The sequence below is a fragment of the Streptomyces xingningensis genome, assembly GCF_054957865.1.
In genome coordinates this window covers 1-16,717 of sequence record NZ_JBDJPF010000093.1, presented here as the reverse complement: position 1 = coordinate 16,717, position 16,717 = coordinate 1, and the positions used below count along the sequence as shown (strand labels likewise).

16 protein-coding genes and 1 pseudogene are annotated in these 16,717 nt (G+C 73.7%); 9 read left to right on the top strand and 8 right to left on the bottom strand.

What is annotated here, in order from left to right; genetic code table 11:
* Nucleotides 1-267: 267 nt before the first annotated feature.
* The 3 genes from ABCR83_RS30545 to ABCR83_RS30535 all read right to left on the bottom strand — a co-directional run bounded on the left by ABCR83_RS30545 (nt 268) and on the right by ABCR83_RS30535 (nt 5,393).
* A complete protein-coding gene (locus ABCR83_RS30545; RefSeq protein WP_462698487.1) occupies nt 268-3,489 on the bottom strand; it encodes a BTAD domain-containing putative transcriptional regulator in 3,222 nt (1,073 codons plus the stop codon).
* 67 nt (nt 3,490-3,556) lie between these two features.
* On the bottom strand, nt 3,557-4,390 hold the full coding sequence (locus tag ABCR83_RS30540; protein WP_462698486.1) for a transglutaminase family protein: 834 nt from the start codon (nt 4,388-4,390) through the stop codon (nt 3,557-3,559).
* Nucleotides 4,383-5,393 (bottom strand): GNAT family N-acetyltransferase, encoded by a 1,011-nt coding sequence (locus tag ABCR83_RS30535; RefSeq protein WP_462698485.1) that lies wholly within the window; start codon nt 5,391-5,393, stop codon nt 4,383-4,385. Before ABCR83_RS30535 ends, ABCR83_RS30540 begins: the two co-directional genes overlap by 8 nt.
* Nucleotides 5,394-5,507: 114 nt before the next feature.
* On the opposite strand from ABCR83_RS30535, the gene fdxA reads away from it, so the two are divergent.
* Entirely contained in the window at nt 5,508-5,828 is a 321-nt protein-coding gene (gene fdxA / locus ABCR83_RS30530) for a ferredoxin (RefSeq protein ID WP_004950253.1), read from the top strand.
* A gap of 102 nt (nt 5,829-5,930) precedes the next feature.
* Nucleotides 5,931-7,037 (top strand): succinyldiaminopimelate transaminase, encoded by a 1,107-nt coding sequence (gene dapC / locus ABCR83_RS30525; RefSeq protein ID WP_462698484.1) that lies wholly within the window; start codon nt 5,931-5,933, stop codon nt 7,035-7,037.
* A 99-nt stretch (nt 7,038-7,136) separates the two neighbouring features.
* On the opposite strand, the gene ABCR83_RS30520 is transcribed toward dapC, so the two are convergent.
* Both ABCR83_RS30520 and ABCR83_RS30515 read right to left on the bottom strand, forming a co-directional pair.
* Nucleotides 7,137-7,598 carry an ATP-binding protein gene (locus tag ABCR83_RS30520; RefSeq protein ID WP_462698483.1) on the bottom strand — a complete coding sequence of 154 codons (462 nt, stop codon included), beginning with the start codon at nt 7,596-7,598 and terminating at the stop codon, nt 7,137-7,139.
* 290 nt (nt 7,599-7,888) lie between these two features.
* On the bottom strand, nt 7,889-8,824 hold the full coding sequence (locus ABCR83_RS30515; RefSeq protein WP_462698482.1) for a transglycosylase SLT domain-containing protein: 936 nt from the start codon (nt 8,822-8,824) through the stop codon (nt 7,889-7,891).
* 77 nt (nt 8,825-8,901) lie between these two features.
* On the opposite strand from ABCR83_RS30515, the gene dapE reads away from it, so the two are divergent.
* Complete coding sequence (gene dapE, locus ABCR83_RS30510; RefSeq protein WP_462698481.1) at nt 8,902-9,981, top strand: succinyl-diaminopimelate desuccinylase; 1,080 nt, start codon at nt 8,902-8,904, stop codon at nt 9,979-9,981.
* Nucleotides 9,982-10,052: 71 nt separating this feature from the next.
* Nucleotides 10,053-10,808, top strand: coding sequence for an LOG family protein (locus ABCR83_RS30505; protein ID WP_462698479.1), 756 nt, complete (start codon nt 10,053-10,055; stop codon nt 10,806-10,808).
* 34 nt (nt 10,809-10,842) lie between these two features.
* On the opposite strand, the gene folP is transcribed toward ABCR83_RS30505, so the two are convergent.
* A complete protein-coding gene (folP, locus tag ABCR83_RS30500; protein ID WP_462698490.1) occupies nt 10,843-11,703 on the bottom strand; it encodes a dihydropteroate synthase in 861 nt (286 codons plus the stop codon).
* A gap of 228 nt (nt 11,704-11,931) precedes the next feature.
* On the opposite strand from folP, the gene ABCR83_RS30495 reads away from it, so the two are divergent.
* Nucleotides 11,932-12,324, top strand: a complete 393-nt coding sequence (locus ABCR83_RS30495; RefSeq protein WP_462698489.1) for a DivIVA domain-containing protein — start codon at nt 11,932-11,934, stop codon at nt 12,322-12,324.
* Entirely contained in the window at nt 12,321-12,908 is a 588-nt protein-coding gene (locus tag ABCR83_RS30490; RefSeq protein WP_462698478.1) for a DNA-3-methyladenine glycosylase I, read from the top strand. The genes ABCR83_RS30495 and ABCR83_RS30490 overlap by 4 nt, the downstream gene beginning before the upstream one ends.
* A gap of 70 nt (nt 12,909-12,978) precedes the next feature.
* Here ABCR83_RS30490 and chcB read toward each other — a convergent pair whose 3' ends face one another.
* Complete coding sequence (chcB, locus tag ABCR83_RS30485) at nt 12,979-13,779, bottom strand: 2-cyclohexenylcarbonyl CoA isomerase (RefSeq protein WP_462698477.1); 801 nt, start codon at nt 13,777-13,779, stop codon at nt 12,979-12,981.
* 295 nt (nt 13,780-14,074) lie between these two features.
* On the opposite strand from chcB, the gene ABCR83_RS30480 reads away from it, so the two are divergent.
* Nucleotides 14,075-14,242, top strand: a complete 168-nt coding sequence (locus tag ABCR83_RS30480; RefSeq protein WP_462698476.1) for a DUF3117 domain-containing protein — start codon at nt 14,075-14,077, stop codon at nt 14,240-14,242.
* 89 nt (nt 14,243-14,331) lie between these two features.
* Here the strand turns inward: ABCR83_RS30480 and ABCR83_RS30475 are convergent, their stop codons facing one another.
* On the bottom strand, nt 14,332-15,042 hold the full coding sequence (locus ABCR83_RS30475) for an O-methyltransferase (protein WP_462698488.1): 711 nt from the start codon (nt 15,040-15,042) through the stop codon (nt 14,332-14,334).
* A 106-nt stretch (nt 15,043-15,148) separates the two neighbouring features.
* Here ABCR83_RS30475 and sigE point away from each other — a divergent pair, with 106 nt between their 5' ends.
* Together sigE and ABCR83_RS30465 are read left to right on the top strand one after the other, a co-directional pair.
* Nucleotides 15,149-15,925: an RNA polymerase sigma factor SigE gene (gene sigE / locus ABCR83_RS30470; RefSeq protein WP_462698475.1), complete on the top strand. Its 777-nt coding sequence runs from the start codon at nt 15,149-15,151 to the stop codon at nt 15,923-15,925.
* A pseudogene (locus tag ABCR83_RS30465) lies at nt 15,922-16,392 on the top strand (anti-sigma factor family protein); the annotation flags it as partial. The gene sigE and the pseudogene ABCR83_RS30465, both read left to right, overlap by 4 nt.
* Between the last annotated feature and the right edge of the window lie 325 nt (nt 16,393-16,717).

The window sequence follows — 16,717 nt, the reverse complement described above, 5'->3', positions numbered from 1 at the left end:
GGGGGGGGGGGGCCCCCCCAACACAGGTGGGGGGGGGCCCGGCGGCGCCCCCCCCCCGGGGTTGTAGCGGGAGAAAACCCCCCCGCCGCGGGGTTACAGCGGGGGGGTGGGGAGGGGGCGGGGCGGCGGTGCGCGAGCGTGGGGTGGGTGCGGGGGGGGGTCTGACGACCGCCGGGGGGTTTTTGCCCCCCCGCCCGGGCTGCGGGGGGGGGGGGGGGGGCCGCCCCCCCCCGAAACGGTGAAAGGGCGGGACCGGGGCACAAACCCCTACACTTCGACCGACCCGGCATAGCCCAGCAGTGCGCTCAGATCCAGCTCCCCGCCCCGCGCGTACGCGCCCTCGTACGCCTCGTCGCCCAGCGCGGCGCGGGCGCGGTCGCGGGCGCGGATGCTGTCGGGGCCGCCCTGGCCCACCCCGAAGACCGCGGCGCAGCCGCCGAAGACCACCGCGGCGGGTTCGCTCGCCCCGGCCGCCACCGCCGCGGCGGCGAAGCCCAGCAGAGCCATGATCCGCAGCGGGGTGTACGGCACCTGGTCGAGATCGCGCAGTGCGACGCGGAACCGGTCCACGGCCGCCCGGTGGTCGCCGTGGGCGCTGAGCGCGCGGCCGTGGTTGATGCGGGAGAAAACGGTGTCGTACGGGGTGGCCCCGGGCAGCGCCGCCAGCTCGGCCAGGCCGCGCTCGAAGGCGGGCAGGGCGGCGTCGAAGTCGCCGCGCCGGGCGGCCACGGCGGCCCGGGCCAGCCGGACCTGGATCGCGGAGCTCGCCGAGGCCCCCGCGGCGGCCTCCGCGGCGCGCGCCACATCCGCTGCCGCGCCGTCCAGGTCCTCCCCGCGCAGCCGCAGATAGGCGTGGCGCAGCAGGGTGGCGACGATCTCGTCGGCGCCCAGCCAGTCGGCGATCAGCCCGTCCGCCTCGGTCATCAGGGCACCGGCCGCGGCCAGGCCGCCGCCGCGGAGCGTGCGGTGCCGGATGAGCAGCATCAGTGCCTGGCTGAGGCCCCAGCGTTCGCCGAGCCGCCGGAAGGCGTCGGCGGCCGCCGCCAGGTCGGGGTCGGCCAGGTCGGGCCGTCGCTCGTGCATCCGCAGGCTGCCGCGGACCAGCAGCGCGGCGGCGGCCAGCCAGGGGTCGGCCGAGCGCGCGTATCCGTCCAGCAGCTCGACCGCCCGGTCCCGGTGGCCCGCGAGGGCGGTGAGGGAGGCGGCGGAGATCAGCAGCAGGGGATGGACCGGCCCTTCGGCGGCCGCCCGGGCCACCAGCTCGTCGAAGTCGGTGGCGGAGCCGGACCCCCACTGCGGTGCCGCGGCGGCGGTGAAGTCCGTGGGGTGCGCGAAGTCGCCGATGCGCGAGGCGAGTTGGCAGGAGGCGTAGGCGCGTACCGCGCCGGGCGGCGGGGTGCGGCCGGCCGGCTCCAGTACTCGGCCGGACCACTGCGCGGCGTCGTCGCGTTGGCCGCGCAGCCACCACAGCCAGCCGAGCGCCGCGCACAGCCGCAGCGCCAGGGCGGTGTCGCCCAGTTCGATGGCGGCACGCAGGGCGGTCGCGCAGTTGTCGTGCTCGGTGACCAGGCGGTCGATCCACTTCAGCTGGTCGGAGGTGCGCAGCGCGGGCTCGGCCTCCTCGGCCAGTTCGGTGAAGTGCCGGGCGTGCCGCAGCCGCCACTCCCGTTCTTCGCCCGCCTGGGCGAGGCGCTCGGCGGCGTAGGCGCGGATGGTCTCCAGCATCCGCAGCCGGCCGCCGGCGCCATCGTCGGTGGGTTCCAGGATCGATTTGCCGGTGAGCGAGAGGAGGGCGTCCAGGCAGTCCTCGCCGCACACCGACTCGGCGTCCTCGAGGGTGGCCGAACCGGCGAACACCGAGAATCTGCGGGCGGCTTCGGCCTCCTTCTCGGTCATCAGGTCCCAGCTCCAGGCGACCACCGCCCGCAGGGTCTGCTGGCGGGGCAGCGCGGTGCGGCTGCCGCCGGTGAGCAGCCGGAACCGGTCGTCCAGCCGGTCGGCCAGCTGCCGGGGGGTCAGCACCTTGGCCCGGGCGGCGGCGAGTTCGATGGCCAGCGGCATGCCGTCCAGCCGGGTGCAGATCGCGCCGATGGCATCGGCGTTGTCCGCGCCGACCGTGAAGCCGGGCCGGACGGCGGCCGCCCGCTGGGCGAACAGCCGGACCGCGGTGGCCTCGGCGATCCGCTCCGGACCGGCGCCGGCGGGCGGCAGGCCGAGCGGGGGTACGGGGCACAGCTGCTCACCGGCGATGCCCAGCGGTTCCCGGCTGGTGGCCAGGACGCGCAGCTGCGGGCAGCGGCCCAGCAGCTGGTCCACGAACTCGGCGACCGCGTCGACGATTTGCTCGCAGTTGTCCACCACCAGCAGCAGCGGTCGTCCGGACAGCGCCGGGACTAGCCGGTCCAGCGGGTCGGCGGCGGTGCTCTCGTCGCGCTGCAGCACCGGTTCGCGGACGTCGAGCGCGGCCAGCACCGCCTGCGGGACCCGGTCCGGATCGGTCACCGCCGCCAGCTCGACCATCCGGACGTCCATGTTCCGGAGCCCGGCGGCGCATTCGACGGCGAGCCGGGTCTTGCCCGCTCCGCCGGGGCCGACCAGACAGACCAGCCGGGCGTCGGCCAGCAGCGCGGTCAGCCGGGCGAGTTCGTCCTCCCGGCCGACGAAACCGGTGAGCGGCAGGCGCAGTCGGCCGGTCGGCTTGGGCGCGGGCGGCTCAGGTGGCGCGGTCGGCGGCGGGGGTGCGGGCGCCGGGAGCTCCCCGCGCAGCACGGCCAGCTGGGCGGCGGCCAGCTCGGGGGAGGGGTCCACGCCGAGCTCCTCGGCGAGCAGGCGCCGGGTCAGCTCGTACTGCGCCAGTGCGTCGGACTGCCGTCCGGCCCCGGCCAGCGCCCGGACGGCCAGGGCCGCCAGGCCCTCGTGCAGCGGGTGCGCCTCCCGGTCGGCGGTGAGCGCGTCCAGGGCCTGCCGGCACCGTCCGGCGGCGAGGTGGGCGGTGGCGAGCTGCTCCACCGTCCGCAGCCGAAGCTCCGTCAGCCGGGCCGCCGCCGGGGCCGCGTAGGGCGCGGCAGCGGTCACATCCGCCAGTGCGACGGGGCCCTGCCACAGCGCGAGCGCCTCCGCCAGCACCGGGCCGGCGCCCCGGTGGTCGCCCGAGGCCAGGGCGGTGGCGCCGCGTTCGGCGAGCCGGGCGAACCGCACCGCGTCGACGGCGTCCGGGTCCACCGCGAGGGAGTAGCCGGTGGTCCCGCCGTGCACCAGTTCCGGGTCGCCGAGGGCGGCGCGCAGCCGTTTGACGAGCGTCGCCAGGGCGTTGCGGGGCTTGGCCGGCGGCTCGTCCCCCCACAGGCCGTCGACCAGCCGTTCGGCCGGTACCGTCCGGCCGGGTTCGAGGGCGAGCAGCCCGAGCATGGCGCGCACCCGGGCACCGCCGAGCGGGAGCGGCCGCCCGGACTCGTACACCGCCACTTGGCCCAGGATTGAGAACTGCACCCCCATATGGTGCACGATCTCCCGGATCCTCCGGTCCGCGAGCCGTCAGCGAGCCATCAGTGCGCCGTCAGTTCAGCATCGCCCGGGCGGCCAGTGCCTGGTGGCGGACGGATTCCGCGGCGGCCGGCTCCAGGGCGGCGATCACTTCCGCGTACTCCTCCAGCTCCCGTGCCCCGCGAGCGAAGTCGCCGCGCTCGACCAGCAGCTCGGCGTGCTCGTGGCGCAGCCGTGCCGGATGGCTGGGCAGCAGCAGGGAGAGCTCCACGGCCCACAGCTGTACGCCGCTGCGCTCGGGGCGGGCCGCCGCCCAGGCGCGGATGTTGTTCAGGATGCGCAGCACGATCTCCAGCGGCTCGGCCGGGGAGAACGCCGAGGCCGCCGGCGGGGTCCCGGCCGAGCCCGCGATCAGCCGCCCGGCCTGCTCCTCGGACAGCGGCCGTCCGCCGTCGAAGGGGTCGACCAGCACATGCGCCCCGTACGGGTCGCCGAGGCCGACGACGAAGTGGCCGGGCAGCGCCACCCCGTACACCGGGGCACCGGCCCGTCGCGCGACCTCCAGCCACACCACGGACAGCAGGATCGGCAGCCCGCGCCGGTGCTCCAGCACCCGGTCGAGGAGCGAGGACTCCAGCCGCCGGTAGTCGGCCGGGGAGCCGCGGAAGCCGCACTCCTCGCCGAGCAGCCGCTGCAGCGCCGCGGCCCAGTGCCCGGGTTCCGCGTGCCGCCCCAGCGCGGGCAGCGAACCCGCGAGCCGGTCGAGTTCCAGCTGTGCGGCGTCGAAGGAGGCCTCGCCCAGCTCCGGCTCCGCCTCGGCGGCGATCAGCAGGCAGAGCCGCGCGAGATCGGGCCGGGCGTCGCGCGCGGCCTCGGCGAACCGTTCCCGGCCGGTGGTGTCACTCATGCCCGCAGTCCAGCTTCCGGTAGTGGTAGGCGTGGTGGGCGCGGAAGCCCAGCCGGTCGAAGAGCGCGGCAGCCGGCTCGTTGTCCCGCTCCACCTGCAGATACGCGGCCGAGGCGCCCTCGTCGAGCGCCTGCCGTGCCAGCCGGGCCAGGACCAGTGTGCCCAGCCCTTCCCGACGGCTGCCGGGGCTCACCCGCAGGGCGGTGAACCCGGCCCAGCGGCCGTCGACGGCACAGCGCGCCAGGGCGGACACTCCGTCGTCACCCCGCACCGTGGCGAACCACACCGACGGCCCGCCCAGGAGCACCGCCCGCGCGGCATCCGCCGGGCCGCGGCCGTATGCCGTGAGCCAGGCCTCGTCCGGCTCCCGGGACAGCCGTACGGCCCCGAGGCCGACGTCCGGGCCCGCGTCCGGGTCGGCGATCGGTGCCAGTGCGGCCGTGCGCATCAGGGCGGGGCGCTCGGTGGTCCAGCCGCGCCGGTCCAGCTCCGCGTCCAGCCGCCGGTCCAGGTCCGGGTCCCCGGTGGTGACCTGGAGGCGGGCGGGCAGCCCGCGCCGGGCGTACCACTCGGCGACCCGGTCCACCGCCGCCGGCAGTGGCAGCCCGCAATCGCCCAGCGGCAGCGCGGAGTTGGCGCGCGCGGTGAAACCGCCCGCCGCGCGCAGCGTCCACTCGCCCAGCCGCTCGGTCTCCGGCGCGGGCCAGCCGCGGGCGGCGGTCTCCTGGAGCTCGCGAACGGTCGCCGCTGGACCTCGGTGCCGGGCCGGGGCCCGCGGGACCACCTTGCCCGCGACGAGCGAGGATTCCGCGATCTCGACCGTCTCTCCGCTCCGCCGTGTGATCCGCAGCACACCGTGGCTCCAGGAGTCAAGCACGCCGACCGTGTCGGTGAACCTCTCGGGCGAGCGCGTACGGTCGTTCAAAGACCGTACGGATACCCTTTTTCCTGAATCAGTGGGATTGATCCGTACTTCCAGCCGTCCGCCCGTGGTGAATTCCACAGCTCTCCCCGCCCCTCCTGTTCGTCAAGTGCCCGGGAACGGAGATACTAGGTGTGGGCATCGACGACGCCGCGCTCCCGCGCGAGATGACCCCTACCGAGGAGGAACGACAGCGTGACCTACGTCATCGCGCAGCCTTGTGTCGACGTGAAGGACAAGGCGTGCATCGAGGAGTGCCCCGTCGACTGCATCTACGAGGGCTCCCGGTCCTTGTACATCCACCCGGACGAGTGTGTCGACTGCGGTGCCTGTGAGCCGGTCTGCCCGGTGGAAGCGATCTTCTACGAGGACGACACCCCGGACGAGTGGAAGGACTACTACAAGGCGAATGTCGAGTTCTTCGACGAGCTCGGCTCGCCCGGTGGTGCCTCCAAGCTCGGCCTGATCGAGCGCGACCACCCCTTCATCGCCGCTCTGCCGCCGCAGAACCAGTGATCCGCCCATAGCCCGCCCCCGGCCCCGTACGGCCCGACCACCGTACGGGGCCGCGGCATTTCAACACCCCAGCGTCACCCCTAGCGCAAGAGAGCGAGCGCCGTGAGCCCCGTCAGCCCCGTCTCCTCCCGCCTCCCGGTCTTCCCCTGGGACCGCCTCGACCCCTACAAGGCCGCCGCCGCCGTGCACCCCGACGGCATCGTGGACCTGTCCGTCGGCACCCCGGTGGACCCGGTGCCCGCGCTGGTCCAGCGGGCGCTCGCGGAGGCCGCCGACAGCCCCGGCTATCCCACGGTGTGGGGCACGCCCGCGCTGCGCGACGCGCTCACCGGCTGGGCGGAGCGCCGGCTGGGCGCGGAGCGGCTGACGCACGCCCATGTGCTGCCGGTGGTCGGCTCCAAGGAGCTGGTGGCCTGGCTGCCCACCCAGCTGGGCCTGGGCCCCGGCGACCGGGTCGCCCTCCCCAGGCTCGCCTACCCCACCTATGAGGTCGGTGCCCGGCTGGCGGGCGCCGAGCCGGTGTTCTACGACGACCCTATGGAGCTGGATCCGGCCGGGCTGAAGCTGCTGTGGCTCAACTCCCCGTCCAACCCCACCGGCCGGGTGCTGTCGCCGGAAGAGCTGCGCCGCACGGTCGCCTGGGCGCGGTCGCACGGGGTGCTGGTGTTCAGCGACGAGTGCTACCTGGAGCTGGGCTGGGAGGCCGACCCGGTCTCGGTGCTGCACCCGGACGTCTGCGGTGGGACGTACGAGGGCGTGGTCGCCGTCCATTCGCTGTCCAAGCGCTCCAACCTGGCGGGCTACCGGGCCGCGTTCATCGCCGGTGACCCCGCCGTGCTGGGCGAGCTGCTGCAGATCCGCAAGCACGGCGGCCTGATGGTCGCCGCCCCGGTGCAGGCCGCCGCCGTCGCGGCACTGGGCGACACCGCGCACGTCACCGAGCAGCGGGCCCGCTACGCCCACCGCCGGGCCGCCCTGCGGGCCGCCTTCGAGGGCGCGGGCTTCCGGATCGAACACAGCGAGGCCTCGCTGTACCTGTGGGCGACCCGGGACGAGCCGTGCTGGGACACCGTCGCGGACCTGTCCAAGCGCGGCATCCTCGTCGCGCCGGGGGAGTTCTACGGCGAGGCGGGCGAGCGCTTCGTACGGATTGCCTTCACCGCCACCGACGAGCGGGTGGAGGCCGCCGTCCGCCGCCTGTCCGACTAGCGGTACGCATCGCGCGGTGCGCGCGTACGCGCGGGGGCCCGGGAAGAGTTCTCCCGGGCCCCCGCGCGCTGTCTGCGATGTGCTGTTGGGCCAGCTGGTTCAGCCGCCGAGGGCGGGCAGGGTGTGGGGCAGCTGGTCGCCGCCGGTCAGACCCTCGGTGGGCAGGCCCTTGGTGGACGGCAGGCCGCTCTTGGTCACGCCCTGCGCGGCACCGCCGACGGCCGAGCCGGTGGAGCCCGCCAGCTGGCCCGCGGTCTGCTGGCCGGACTGGAGGGTGGCCTTGCCGGTCTTGCCGGCCGTGCCGAGTGCCTGGCCCGCGGCCGGTACCGCGGTGTGGACAGCCTTGTTCCCGACGTCCGCCGTCACGGCGCCGGCCTGCTGGGAGGCGCTTTCGACGTGGTTGCCGAGGTGCGCGCCGTCCACCGCGGTCAGTCCGCCCAGGTCGGGGGCCTGAGTGAGGTCCGCAGCGCTCGCGGCACCGGCCGCGCCGACAACGGGAGCGGCACCCGCTGCGACGAGCAGGGCCACTCGGGCGATCCGACGCGTGAGGGGGAGGGACATGTTGCTCCTTTGGCGGAGTTAACGGGTCGTTTGCTGTCCGGCGAGCGGACGCAGTGACTACCGCCCGAGTCCCATGAAGGTTGCGGTGCCCAAGGGTAAAGAGTTTGCAATGCGTCGCATTATCGGTTCTGTGAACAATCGGGCAAACGAGACGGGGGTGTAGGGGGCGTAAAAGGCTTACAACCCTTTGTTCTCAAGGGGTGCGCCGTCGGCTCCCGGAGTGCGCGCGGGAGTGACGGGCGCGGCAACCTCCGGCCCGCGCGCATAGCCCGGGCGGAGGTACGGCCGTACTAGTGAGCGACGCTGATCCGGACCGCGCTCAAGGGGTCCCCCTGGGACGGCGCGTCATCCCGGGAAGCCCGCTGCCACCCGTCGCGGGACTGCTTGGCGACCCACTCCCGGCCGTCGTAGGACACCCGGTCGATGCGCAGCTCGGTCGCGTGCGCCACCGCCCAGGAGGCCAGTTCCCAGCCACGCCGCCGCGGGTCGTTCTCGGTGGCGGCCGCGTGCACCAGCCGGACCGGGACCGTCACCGTGTGGGCACCGCCGCCGGTACCGCCCTTGCCGCCGCCCGGCGCGGGCGGCACCACCGCGCCGAAGTCGCGCTTGAGCCCCGCCCGTACCGCCGAGGGGTCGCCCGGCTTGCCGTCGCTCGGGCTGACCGAGCAGCTGAACGCCGCCGGAACCCGGCCCGTCAGGGCCGAGGCGAGCAGGGTCGCGTTCCGCTCGTGCTTGGCGTAGGCCTGGGGAAAGCCGCTGTGCTGCACCTTCTGCGCGGCCACCGTCAGCGGCAGCCGGGACCAGCCCTTCAGGTCGTCCAGACGTTCGTAGAACGCCCCTGCCGCGTACACCGGATCGGTGATCTGCCCGGCCGTGCCCCAGCCCTGGCTCGGCCGCTGCTGGAACAGCCCCAGCGAATCCCGGTCGCCGTGGTGGATGTTGCGCAGCCCCGACTCCTGCATGGCGGTGGCCAGCGCGATGGTGACGCCCCGCTCCGGCATCGGCTTCTGCCGCGAGGTCCCCACCGCGGTGATCGTTGCGGCGTTGCCCGCCTGCTCGGGGTCGAGCGAGTAGCTCTCCCCATCGGCCTCGGCCGTACAGCGCGGGGCCCCCGGACCGCCGGTCAGGAAATGCGTCACCAGATACCCGATCAGCGCCAACAGCACGGCACAGGCGGCCACGAAGCGCAGCAGTCGGCCGCGGCGGGCGACGGAGTTCCGGGACATGCGGCCCACGTTACTTGACGGATTCGGTGATCCGTCGGCCCGGGCAGTGCCGTCGGCCCGGGCGTTAGGGTCGAGCCATGGACCATGCCGCACTCGACCTGTCCCTCGACGCCGCCGACCTCACCGCCCGGCTTGTCGACTTCCCGTCAGTGAGCGGGAACGAGAAGGCTCTCGCCGACGCCATCGAGCAAGCGCTGTGCGCGGTACCCCATCTGACGGTGGACCGGTACGGCAACAACGTCGTCGCCCGGACCGAGCTGGGCCGCGCCGAACGGGTCATCCTCGCCGGGCACATCGACACCGTGCCGATCGCGGACAACGTCCCCTCGCACCTCGACGACGACGGGATCCTGTGGGGCTGCGGCACCAGCGACATGAAGTCCGGCGTGGCCGTGCAGCTGCGCATCGCCGCCACCGTCCCCGCGCCCAACCGCGACCTCACCTTCATCTTCTACGACAACGAGGAGGTCGCCGCCCACCTCAACGGCCTCGGCCACCTCGCCGAGGCCCGCCCCCGGTGGCTCACGGGCGACTTCGCCGTGCTCCTGGAGCCCTCCGACACCCAGGTGGAGGGCGGCTGTCAGGGCACCCTGCGGGTCCTGCTGCGCACCACCGGCGAGCGCGCCCACTCGGCGCGCGGCTGGATGGGCGCCAACGCGATCCACGGCGCCGCCCCGATCCTCGCCCGCCTCGCCTCGTACCAACCCCGGCGGCCCGTCATCGACGGTCTCGAGTACCGGGAGGGCCTCAACGCGGTACGGATCGAGGGCGGCGTCGCCAACAACGTCATCCCGGACGAGTGCACGGTCGCGGTCAACTTCCGCTACGCGCCCGACCGCACCCCCGAGGAGGCCCTTGCGCATGTCCGCGAGGTGTTCGCGGACTGCGGCGTCGCCGAGTTCACGGTCGACGACCACTCCGGCGGCGCGCTGCCCGGCCTGTCGCACCCGGCCGCGGTGGCCTTCATGCGGGCCGTGGGCGGCACGCCCCAGCCGAAGTTCGGCTGGACGGACGTCTCCCGCTTCAGTGCCCTCGGCGTGCCCGCTGTCAACTACGGGCCCGGGGACGCCCTGTACGCGCACAAGCGGGACGAGCGGGTGGCCGTGGACCGGATCCGGCACTGCGAGCAGCGGCTGCGGGCCTGGCTCACCTCTTGACCGGTGACCCGGGAGTGACTCCCGGTGGCCTACCCTGAACCGCACGATTTTCCTTGTGGAGGGAGCACACCATGGGCGATCCCGAGGGGACGCGGGCGCGGCGGGAGCAGCGGCGGGGGCCGGTGCTGCGCCGGCACGGCCAGATGCAGCAGGGCACCACGGACCAGCATCTGCTGGACACCCGGGGCACCGCGGACTGGGTGCACGAGGACCCCTTCCGGGTGCTGCGCATCCAGTCCGAGTTCGTCGAGGGCTTTGGCGCGCTCGCCGAACTGCCCCCGGCGATCAGTGTGTTCGGCTCCGCGCGCACCCAGCGGGGCACCGCCGAGTACGAAGCCGGGGTGGCCATCGGGCGCGGGCTGGTCGAGGCGGGCTTCGCGGTGATCACCGGCGGCGGGCCGGGCGCGATGGAGGCCGCCAACAAGGGTGCGATGGAGGCGGGCGGCGTCTCGGTCGGGCTCGGCATCGAGCTCCCCTTCGAGCAGGGGATCAACCCCTATGTGAACCTCGGCGTCGACTTCCGTTACTTCTTTGTCCGCAAGACCATGTTTGTGAAGTACGCGAGCGGTTTTGTGGTGCTGCCGGGCGGACTGGGCACTCTTGACGAGCTGTTCGAGGCCCTCACTCTGGTGCAGACCAAGAAGGTCACCCGCTTCCCGATCGTGCTGTTCGGCACGGACTACTGGCGGGGCCTGGTCGACTGGCTGGAGGGCACGCTAGTCGCCCAGGGCAAGGTGGGGGCGGCGGATGTCCAGCTGTTCCATGTCACCGACGATGTGGAAGAGGCGATCGGCGTGGTCACCAAGGAGGCCGGGCTGATGCCGTAGCCGGCCGGTTCCGGGCGGGGGCGTCAGAAGCACCCTAGGCCAGCCCCCGCCGGGCGACGGCCGGTGCCCGGTGTCCCGCGATGGACGCCACCATGTCCAACACCTGCTTGGTCTCGGCCACTTCGTGCACCCGGTAGACCTGTGCCCCCAGCCACGCCGAGACGGCGGTCGTCGCCAGCGTGCCCAGCAGCCGCTCCTTCACCGGCTTGTCCAGCGTCTCGCCCACGAAGTCCTTGTTGGACAGGGAGACCAGCACCGGCCACCCCGTCTCCGTCAGCTCGCCCAGCCGCCGGGTCGCCTCCAGCGAGTGCCGGGTGTTCTTCCCGAAGTCATGGCCCGGGTCGATCATGATGCCGTCCCGCCGGACGCCCAACGCCACGGCCCGGTCGGCCAGTTGGAGGGTCACCCGGAGAATGTCCGCCAGTACATCGTGGTAGGCGACCCGGTGCGGCCGGGTGCGCGGCCGGGCGCCGCCCGCATGGGTGCACACCAGCCCGGCCCCGTACCGCGCGGCGACCTCGGCCAGCCTGGGGTCCACCCCGCCCCAGGCGTCGTTGAGCACATCCGCGCCCGCCTCGCAGACCGCCTCGCCGACCTCGTGCCGCCAGGTGTCCACGCTGATCACCACGTCCGGGTGGCGCCTGCGCACCTCGGCGACGAAGCCGACCGTGCGCCGCGCCTCCTCCTCGGCGGTCACCTCCGCGCCGGGACCGGCCTTCACCCCGCCGATGTCGACGATCGCGGCGCCCTCCGCGACCGCCTGTTCCACCCGGGCGAGCGCGGCCTCGTCGCGGAAGGTGGCGCCCTGGTCGTAGAAGGAGTCCGGCGTCCGGTTGACGATCGCCATGATCACCGGTTCCCGGGCGTCGAACTCGCGTCGTCCCAGCCGCAGCATTTCCCGCACTCCCTCTCCATGGTCCGGCAGCGACCCTACTGCGCCTTCCCGGGGCCGTGACACCGGCGGCTCCGCCGCGCGGCCCCCGGACCCCCGGCCGCAATCGCAGGTCACCGGGGCTTCCCCGACCGGCATCGGGAGGGAAACGCCGGTAACTGTCGGTGCCCCATGGCACGATCGGGGATGACGGATCGATTGACGGAATCCGTGCGCCGCACCCACGGGGAGATGGTCGTGTTCTGGTTCTTGCTCATCGCGCTGATCGTGGTGGTCGGCGCGGTCACGCTCGCCGTCCTCGGCGGGCGCGGCGGGGTGCTGCCCGAGGCGCCGCCGGACCGGATCTCCTGGCCGCTGCCCCCCGACCGGCCGTTGGGCCGGTCCGATGTCGAGGCGCTGCGCCTGCCGATGGCGCCGCGCGGCTATCGCATGGCGGAGACCGATGACGTCCTGGACCGGCTCGGCGCCGAGCTGGCCGAGCGGGATGCGCGGATCGCCACCCTGGAGGCGGCGCTCGCCGGGGCCCGGGCCGCTGCGACGGGCGGTGCCCCGGGGCGCAGGCCCGGCGGGGAGCCCAAGAACCCCAGAGACCCCAAGAACAACGCTGAGGAGGGCCGGGAGTGAGCGGAGTGATCGTCGGGCCGGACGGGCTGGCGCGTTGCCCCTGGGGCCTGGAGACGGAGTCGATGGCGGACTACCGCTTCTACCACGACACCGAGTGGGGGCATCCGGTGCATGGCGATGACGCCATGTTTGAGCGGATATGCCTGGAGGCATTCCAGTCCGGGCTCTCCTGGCTGACGATCCTGCGCCGCCGTGAGGGGTTCCGTGCCGCGTTCGCCGGGTTCTCCATCGCCAAGGTGGCGGCCTTCACGGAGGCGGACGCCGAGCGGCTGCTGGCCGACCCGGGCATCATCCGCAACCGCGCGAAGATCGCGGCGGCGATCAACAATGCGCGGGTGGCCGCCGACTGGCGGCCCGGGGAGCTCACCGAGTTCCTCTGGTCGTATGCGCCGGAGGCGCAGCGCGCCCCGCGCACGGCCGGGGAGGTGCCCGCGGTGACGCCGGAGTCGACGGCGCTGGCCAAGGAGCTCAAGAAGCGGGGCTTCCGGTTCGTCGGGCCCACCACGGCCTATGCGCTGATGCAGGCGTGCGGGCTGGTGAACGACCATTTGGCGGGCTGCCATGCGCGCGGGTCCGTTGGTTGAGCGGGTCCGCCGGCCTGAGGGGTGTCCGGGCGGGCCGGTCCACGGGCCCGCCCGGGCATGGGCGAATCGCTCACCGCCCGGTGAAGCGCGGCCGTTCCTTCCGCAGAAACGCCTCCACCGCGATCGCATGGTCCTCGGAGGCCCCCGCCGCGAACTGCAGTTCCTCCTCCTTGGCCAGCGTCCGGGCCAGCGAATGGTCGGCACCGTAGGCCAGCGACTCCTTGAGCGCGGCATAGGCGCCGGTCGGCCCCTCGGCCAGCCGGCGGGCCACGGCCGTAGCCTCGGCGGCGAGCTCCGAGGCCGCCACGACCTTGTTGGCGATGCCCAGTTGAAGCGCCTCGGCCGCGCCCACATTGCGCGGGAACAGCAGCAGGTCGGCCGCGCGGCCATGGCCGATGAGCCGGGGCAGGGTCCAGGAGACGCCCGAGTCGGCGGAGAGCGCCACCCCGGCGAACGCGGTGTTGAACGCGGCGGTGTCGGCGACCACCCGGTAGTCGGCGGCGAAGGCGAAGCCCGCCCCCGCGCCCGCCGCGGCCCCGTTGACCCCGGCGACGACCGGCTTGGCCATGGTGGCGATCGCCAGGGTGATCGGGGAGTAGTGCTCCCGGACGGTGTTCATGGTCAGCCTGGTGCCATGCTCCCGGTCCGCGGCCAGCGACCCGGTGTGCTCCTTGAGGTCCTGCCCGACGCAGAAGGCGCGGCCGCCGCCGGTCAGCAGCACGGCCCGGACGGCCCGGTCGTCGGCGGCCTGCCGCAGAGCGTCCCGGAGCGCGGCCTTGAGCTCCGAGTTCAGCGCGTTCATGGCATCGGGGCGGTTCAGGGTGATCGTCGCGAGCCCTTCGGTCACCTGGTACAACACGGTGTCGGCCATGGTGCGGTCCCCTTCGTCGGCAGCAATCAGCGGTCAGCTTGCCGCAGATCCCCGTCGGCCGATATGTGACCTGCGTCAAAGAATCGCGTCTCGGTGCGGTCACGACATTGCGGCGGAACTGCTGCGCAATCGCCGAATTGAGTGGTTTTGCCGGAGCGTGTTGCCGAAGGGATGCGGACCGATGTTGGTCATTGGGTCGCACGATGCGGGATAATGGCCTGGAAGCAATGTGTTCGATGCCGGTGACACCTGGGTTGTCGGCTGCGACGGGCTGGTTTCAGGAAGGGGAACGAGCATGGCGGCCATGAAGCCGCGGACGGGCGATGGCCCGCTCGAGGTGACCAAGGAGGGGCGGGGCATCGTCATGCGGGTTCCGCTCGAGGGCGGCGGTCGTCTCGTCGTCGAGCTGACCCCCGATGAGGCCGAGGCCCTGGGGGATGCCCTGACACGGGTCGTCGGCTGACCCGCGACCACGGTTTTCCCCCTGCCCCGGCAGCCGGTCCGCCCGGCTCCGGGGCAGGAGCGTCTCGGCCCCCGCCCCGGCGGCGCCGGTCAGCCGCGCCGGACGGCGCACAGCAGTCCGTCGCCGACCGGCAGCAGGCAGGGCAGCAGCACGGTCGACTCCCGTACGGCCCGCAGCAGTTCGCGCAGCCGCTGGACCTCGGCGGGCTGCGCGGCGGAGTCCACGGTGCGGCCGTCCGCGAAGACGCCCTCGAAGCAGACCAGTCCGCCGGGCCGCAGCAGGCGCAACGATTCCGCTAGGTAGTCCAGGTACTCCAGCCGGTCGCCGTCGCAGAACACCAGGTCGTACCCGCGGTCCGCGAGGCGCGGCAGCACTTCCAGCGCACGGCCCGGGATGAAGCGCGCGCGGTTGCCCGCGAAGCCCGCGGCGCGGAACGCCTGGCGGGCGAACTGCTGGCACTCGGGGTCGCTGTCCACCGTGGTCAGCACGCCGTCGGGGCGCATGCCGTGCAGGAGGTGGATGCCGGAGACCCCGGTGCCCGTGCCGATCTCGGCGACGGCCTTGGCGTCCGCCGCCGCGGCGAGCAGGCGCAGCGCGGAGCCGGTGCCGGACGACACCGAGCGCAGCCCCGCCTCGAGCGCCCGGTCCCGGGCCCAGCGCAGTGCCGCGTCATCGATGTGCTCGACGCCGTACGCATCGGCGAACGCCCAGCTCGTCTGCCGGTTGCCGGTAATGGCCCTCTCCTGTCCCCATGGGTCGACGCAACCGTGACTGTATCCGCTGCCCCCGGGAACCCGCAGATGGGACCGTGCGTTCAGGGGGAGGAGGGGTCGGGCTGGAGGGCCAGGAAACAAGACCAAAAAGCAGGTCAAAATTCCTTATCCGGAGCTAACGGGCGAGGTGGATATGGTAGGGGCTCCACTGGACACCACCAGAGCCGACAGGGGAGGTGCGGCTACGGCCGTCGACCGTCGGGGAGTGCTGAGGCGCTTTCGCAGGTCCGCCGTCGAGCCGAAATCCGTGACCAACACCGCTGACAACCCGCGCACCCCAGATTCCGCCACCGCGACCTTCGCCACCGACGCGGATTCGCCGGCGTGGACCCCTCCCACCTGGGAGGAGATCGTCAGCACGCACAGCGCACGGGTCTACCGCCTCGCCTATCGCCTCACCGGCAACCAGCACGACGCCGAGGACTTGACCCAGGAGGTCTTCGTCCGGGTGTTCCGCTCGCTGTCCACCTACACCCCGGGCACCTTCGAGGGGTGGCTGCACCGCATCACCACCAACCTCTTCCTCGACATGGTCCGCCGCCGCCAGCGCATCCGCTTCGACGCGCTGGGCGACGACGCCGCGGAGCGGCTCCCCAGCCGTGAGCCGTCCCCCCAGCAGCACTTCAACGACACCCACTTCGACGCGGACGTCCAGCAGGCACTGGACACCCTCGCTCCGGAGTTCCGCGCCGCGGTCGTCCTGTGCGACATCGAGGGTCTGTCCTACGAGGAGATCGCCGCCACGCTCGGCGTCAAGCTCGGCACCGTGCGCAGCCGTATCCACCGCGGCCGCTCCCATCTGCGCAAAGCGCTTCGGCACCGCTCGCCCGCCGCCCGGGCCGAGCAGCGCACCGTGACGGCCGAGCTGTCGGCCGGTATCCCGCTGCGAGGGGAGGTCGGGATCGCGTGACCGGATCAGGCGGTCAGTCCCCCGCCGAGCACCATCTCGGCGACCGCCTCGCGGCCCTGGTCGACGGGGAATTGGGGCACGATTCGCGGGAGCGGGTGCTGGCGCACCTGGCGACCTGCTGGAAGTGCAAAGCGGAAGCCGACGCGCAGCGTCGGCTCAAAAGCGTGTTCGCCCAGGCGGCGCCCCCGCCGCTGTCCGAGGGCCTGCTGGCCCGGCTGCAGGGCCTGCCCGGCGCCGGTGTCGCCGACGACGACGAGCGGGATGACGGGCGCGGCCCCGGCGGCCAGGGAAAAGGCGCAATCGGCGGTCGGGTCGAGGCGTTCGCCCTGCTTCCGGTCAGCACCCCGAGGCCTCGGGAGCGCGGCTTCCGGACGCATGACGTCGGCCGCTCGCGCGGTCGGCGCTTCGCCTTCGCGGCGGCCGGAGCCGTGTCGATAGCCGCCTTCGCGCTGGTCGGCGCGCAGCCGTTGGAGACGGCCGTCGAGGCGCCCCGGGCCCGGGCCGAGGATCCTCAGGTGTCGGGCACCGCGCTGGCGGGGCCGGCCGGGATGCCCACGGCGGTGGCCTCCGCCACGGCCGCCGCGCTGTCGCTGCTGCGCGCCGCCCCCGTGCTGCCACCGCTGGCGCGCACCCCCCGGGTCATCCCGCCGGCCCTTCCGGCGCCGCCCCCGGTGCCTGCCCGGATCGCCGCCGCGCGCTAGGGGGTGTCCGATGGGTCGGTGCGGGTTCCGCGGCGCCTGGTGATGGGGGCACCTCCCAGCGTTAGCTGGGGGAGGATCGCAAGGCGGAGCA

Excerpts from the sequence above, each read along its gene's own strand:
- ABCR83_RS30540 (WP_462698486.1), bottom strand. The coding sequence starts at position 4,390 with ATGAGTGACACCACCGGCCGGGAACGGTTCGCCGAGGCCGCGCGCGAC.
- ABCR83_RS30520 (WP_462698483.1), bottom strand. The coding sequence starts at position 7,598 with ATGTCCCTCCCCCTCACGCGTCGGATCGCCCGAGTGGCCCTGCTCGTC.
- ABCR83_RS30515 (WP_462698482.1), bottom strand. The coding sequence starts at position 8,824 with ATGTCCCGGAACTCCGTCGCCCGCCGCGGCCGACTGCTGCGCTTCGTG.
- dapE (WP_462698481.1), top strand. The coding sequence starts at position 8,902 with ATGGACCATGCCGCACTCGACCTGTCCCTCGACGCCGCCGACCTCACC.
- ABCR83_RS30505 (WP_462698479.1), top strand. The coding sequence starts at position 10,053 with ATGGGCGATCCCGAGGGGACGCGGGCGCGGCGGGAGCAGCGGCGGGGG.
- folP (WP_462698490.1), bottom strand. The coding sequence starts at position 11,703 with ATGCTGCGGCTGGGACGACGCGAGTTCGACGCCCGGGAACCGGTGATC.
- ABCR83_RS30495 (WP_462698489.1), top strand. The coding sequence starts at position 11,932 with ATGGTCGTGTTCTGGTTCTTGCTCATCGCGCTGATCGTGGTGGTCGGC.
- chcB (WP_462698477.1), bottom strand. The coding sequence starts at position 13,779 with ATGGCCGACACCGTGTTGTACCAGGTGACCGAAGGGCTCGCGACGATC.
- ABCR83_RS30480 (WP_462698476.1), top strand. The coding sequence starts at position 14,075 with ATGGCGGCCATGAAGCCGCGGACGGGCGATGGCCCGCTCGAGGTGACC.
- sigE (WP_462698475.1), top strand. The coding sequence starts at position 15,149 with ATGGTAGGGGCTCCACTGGACACCACCAGAGCCGACAGGGGAGGTGCG.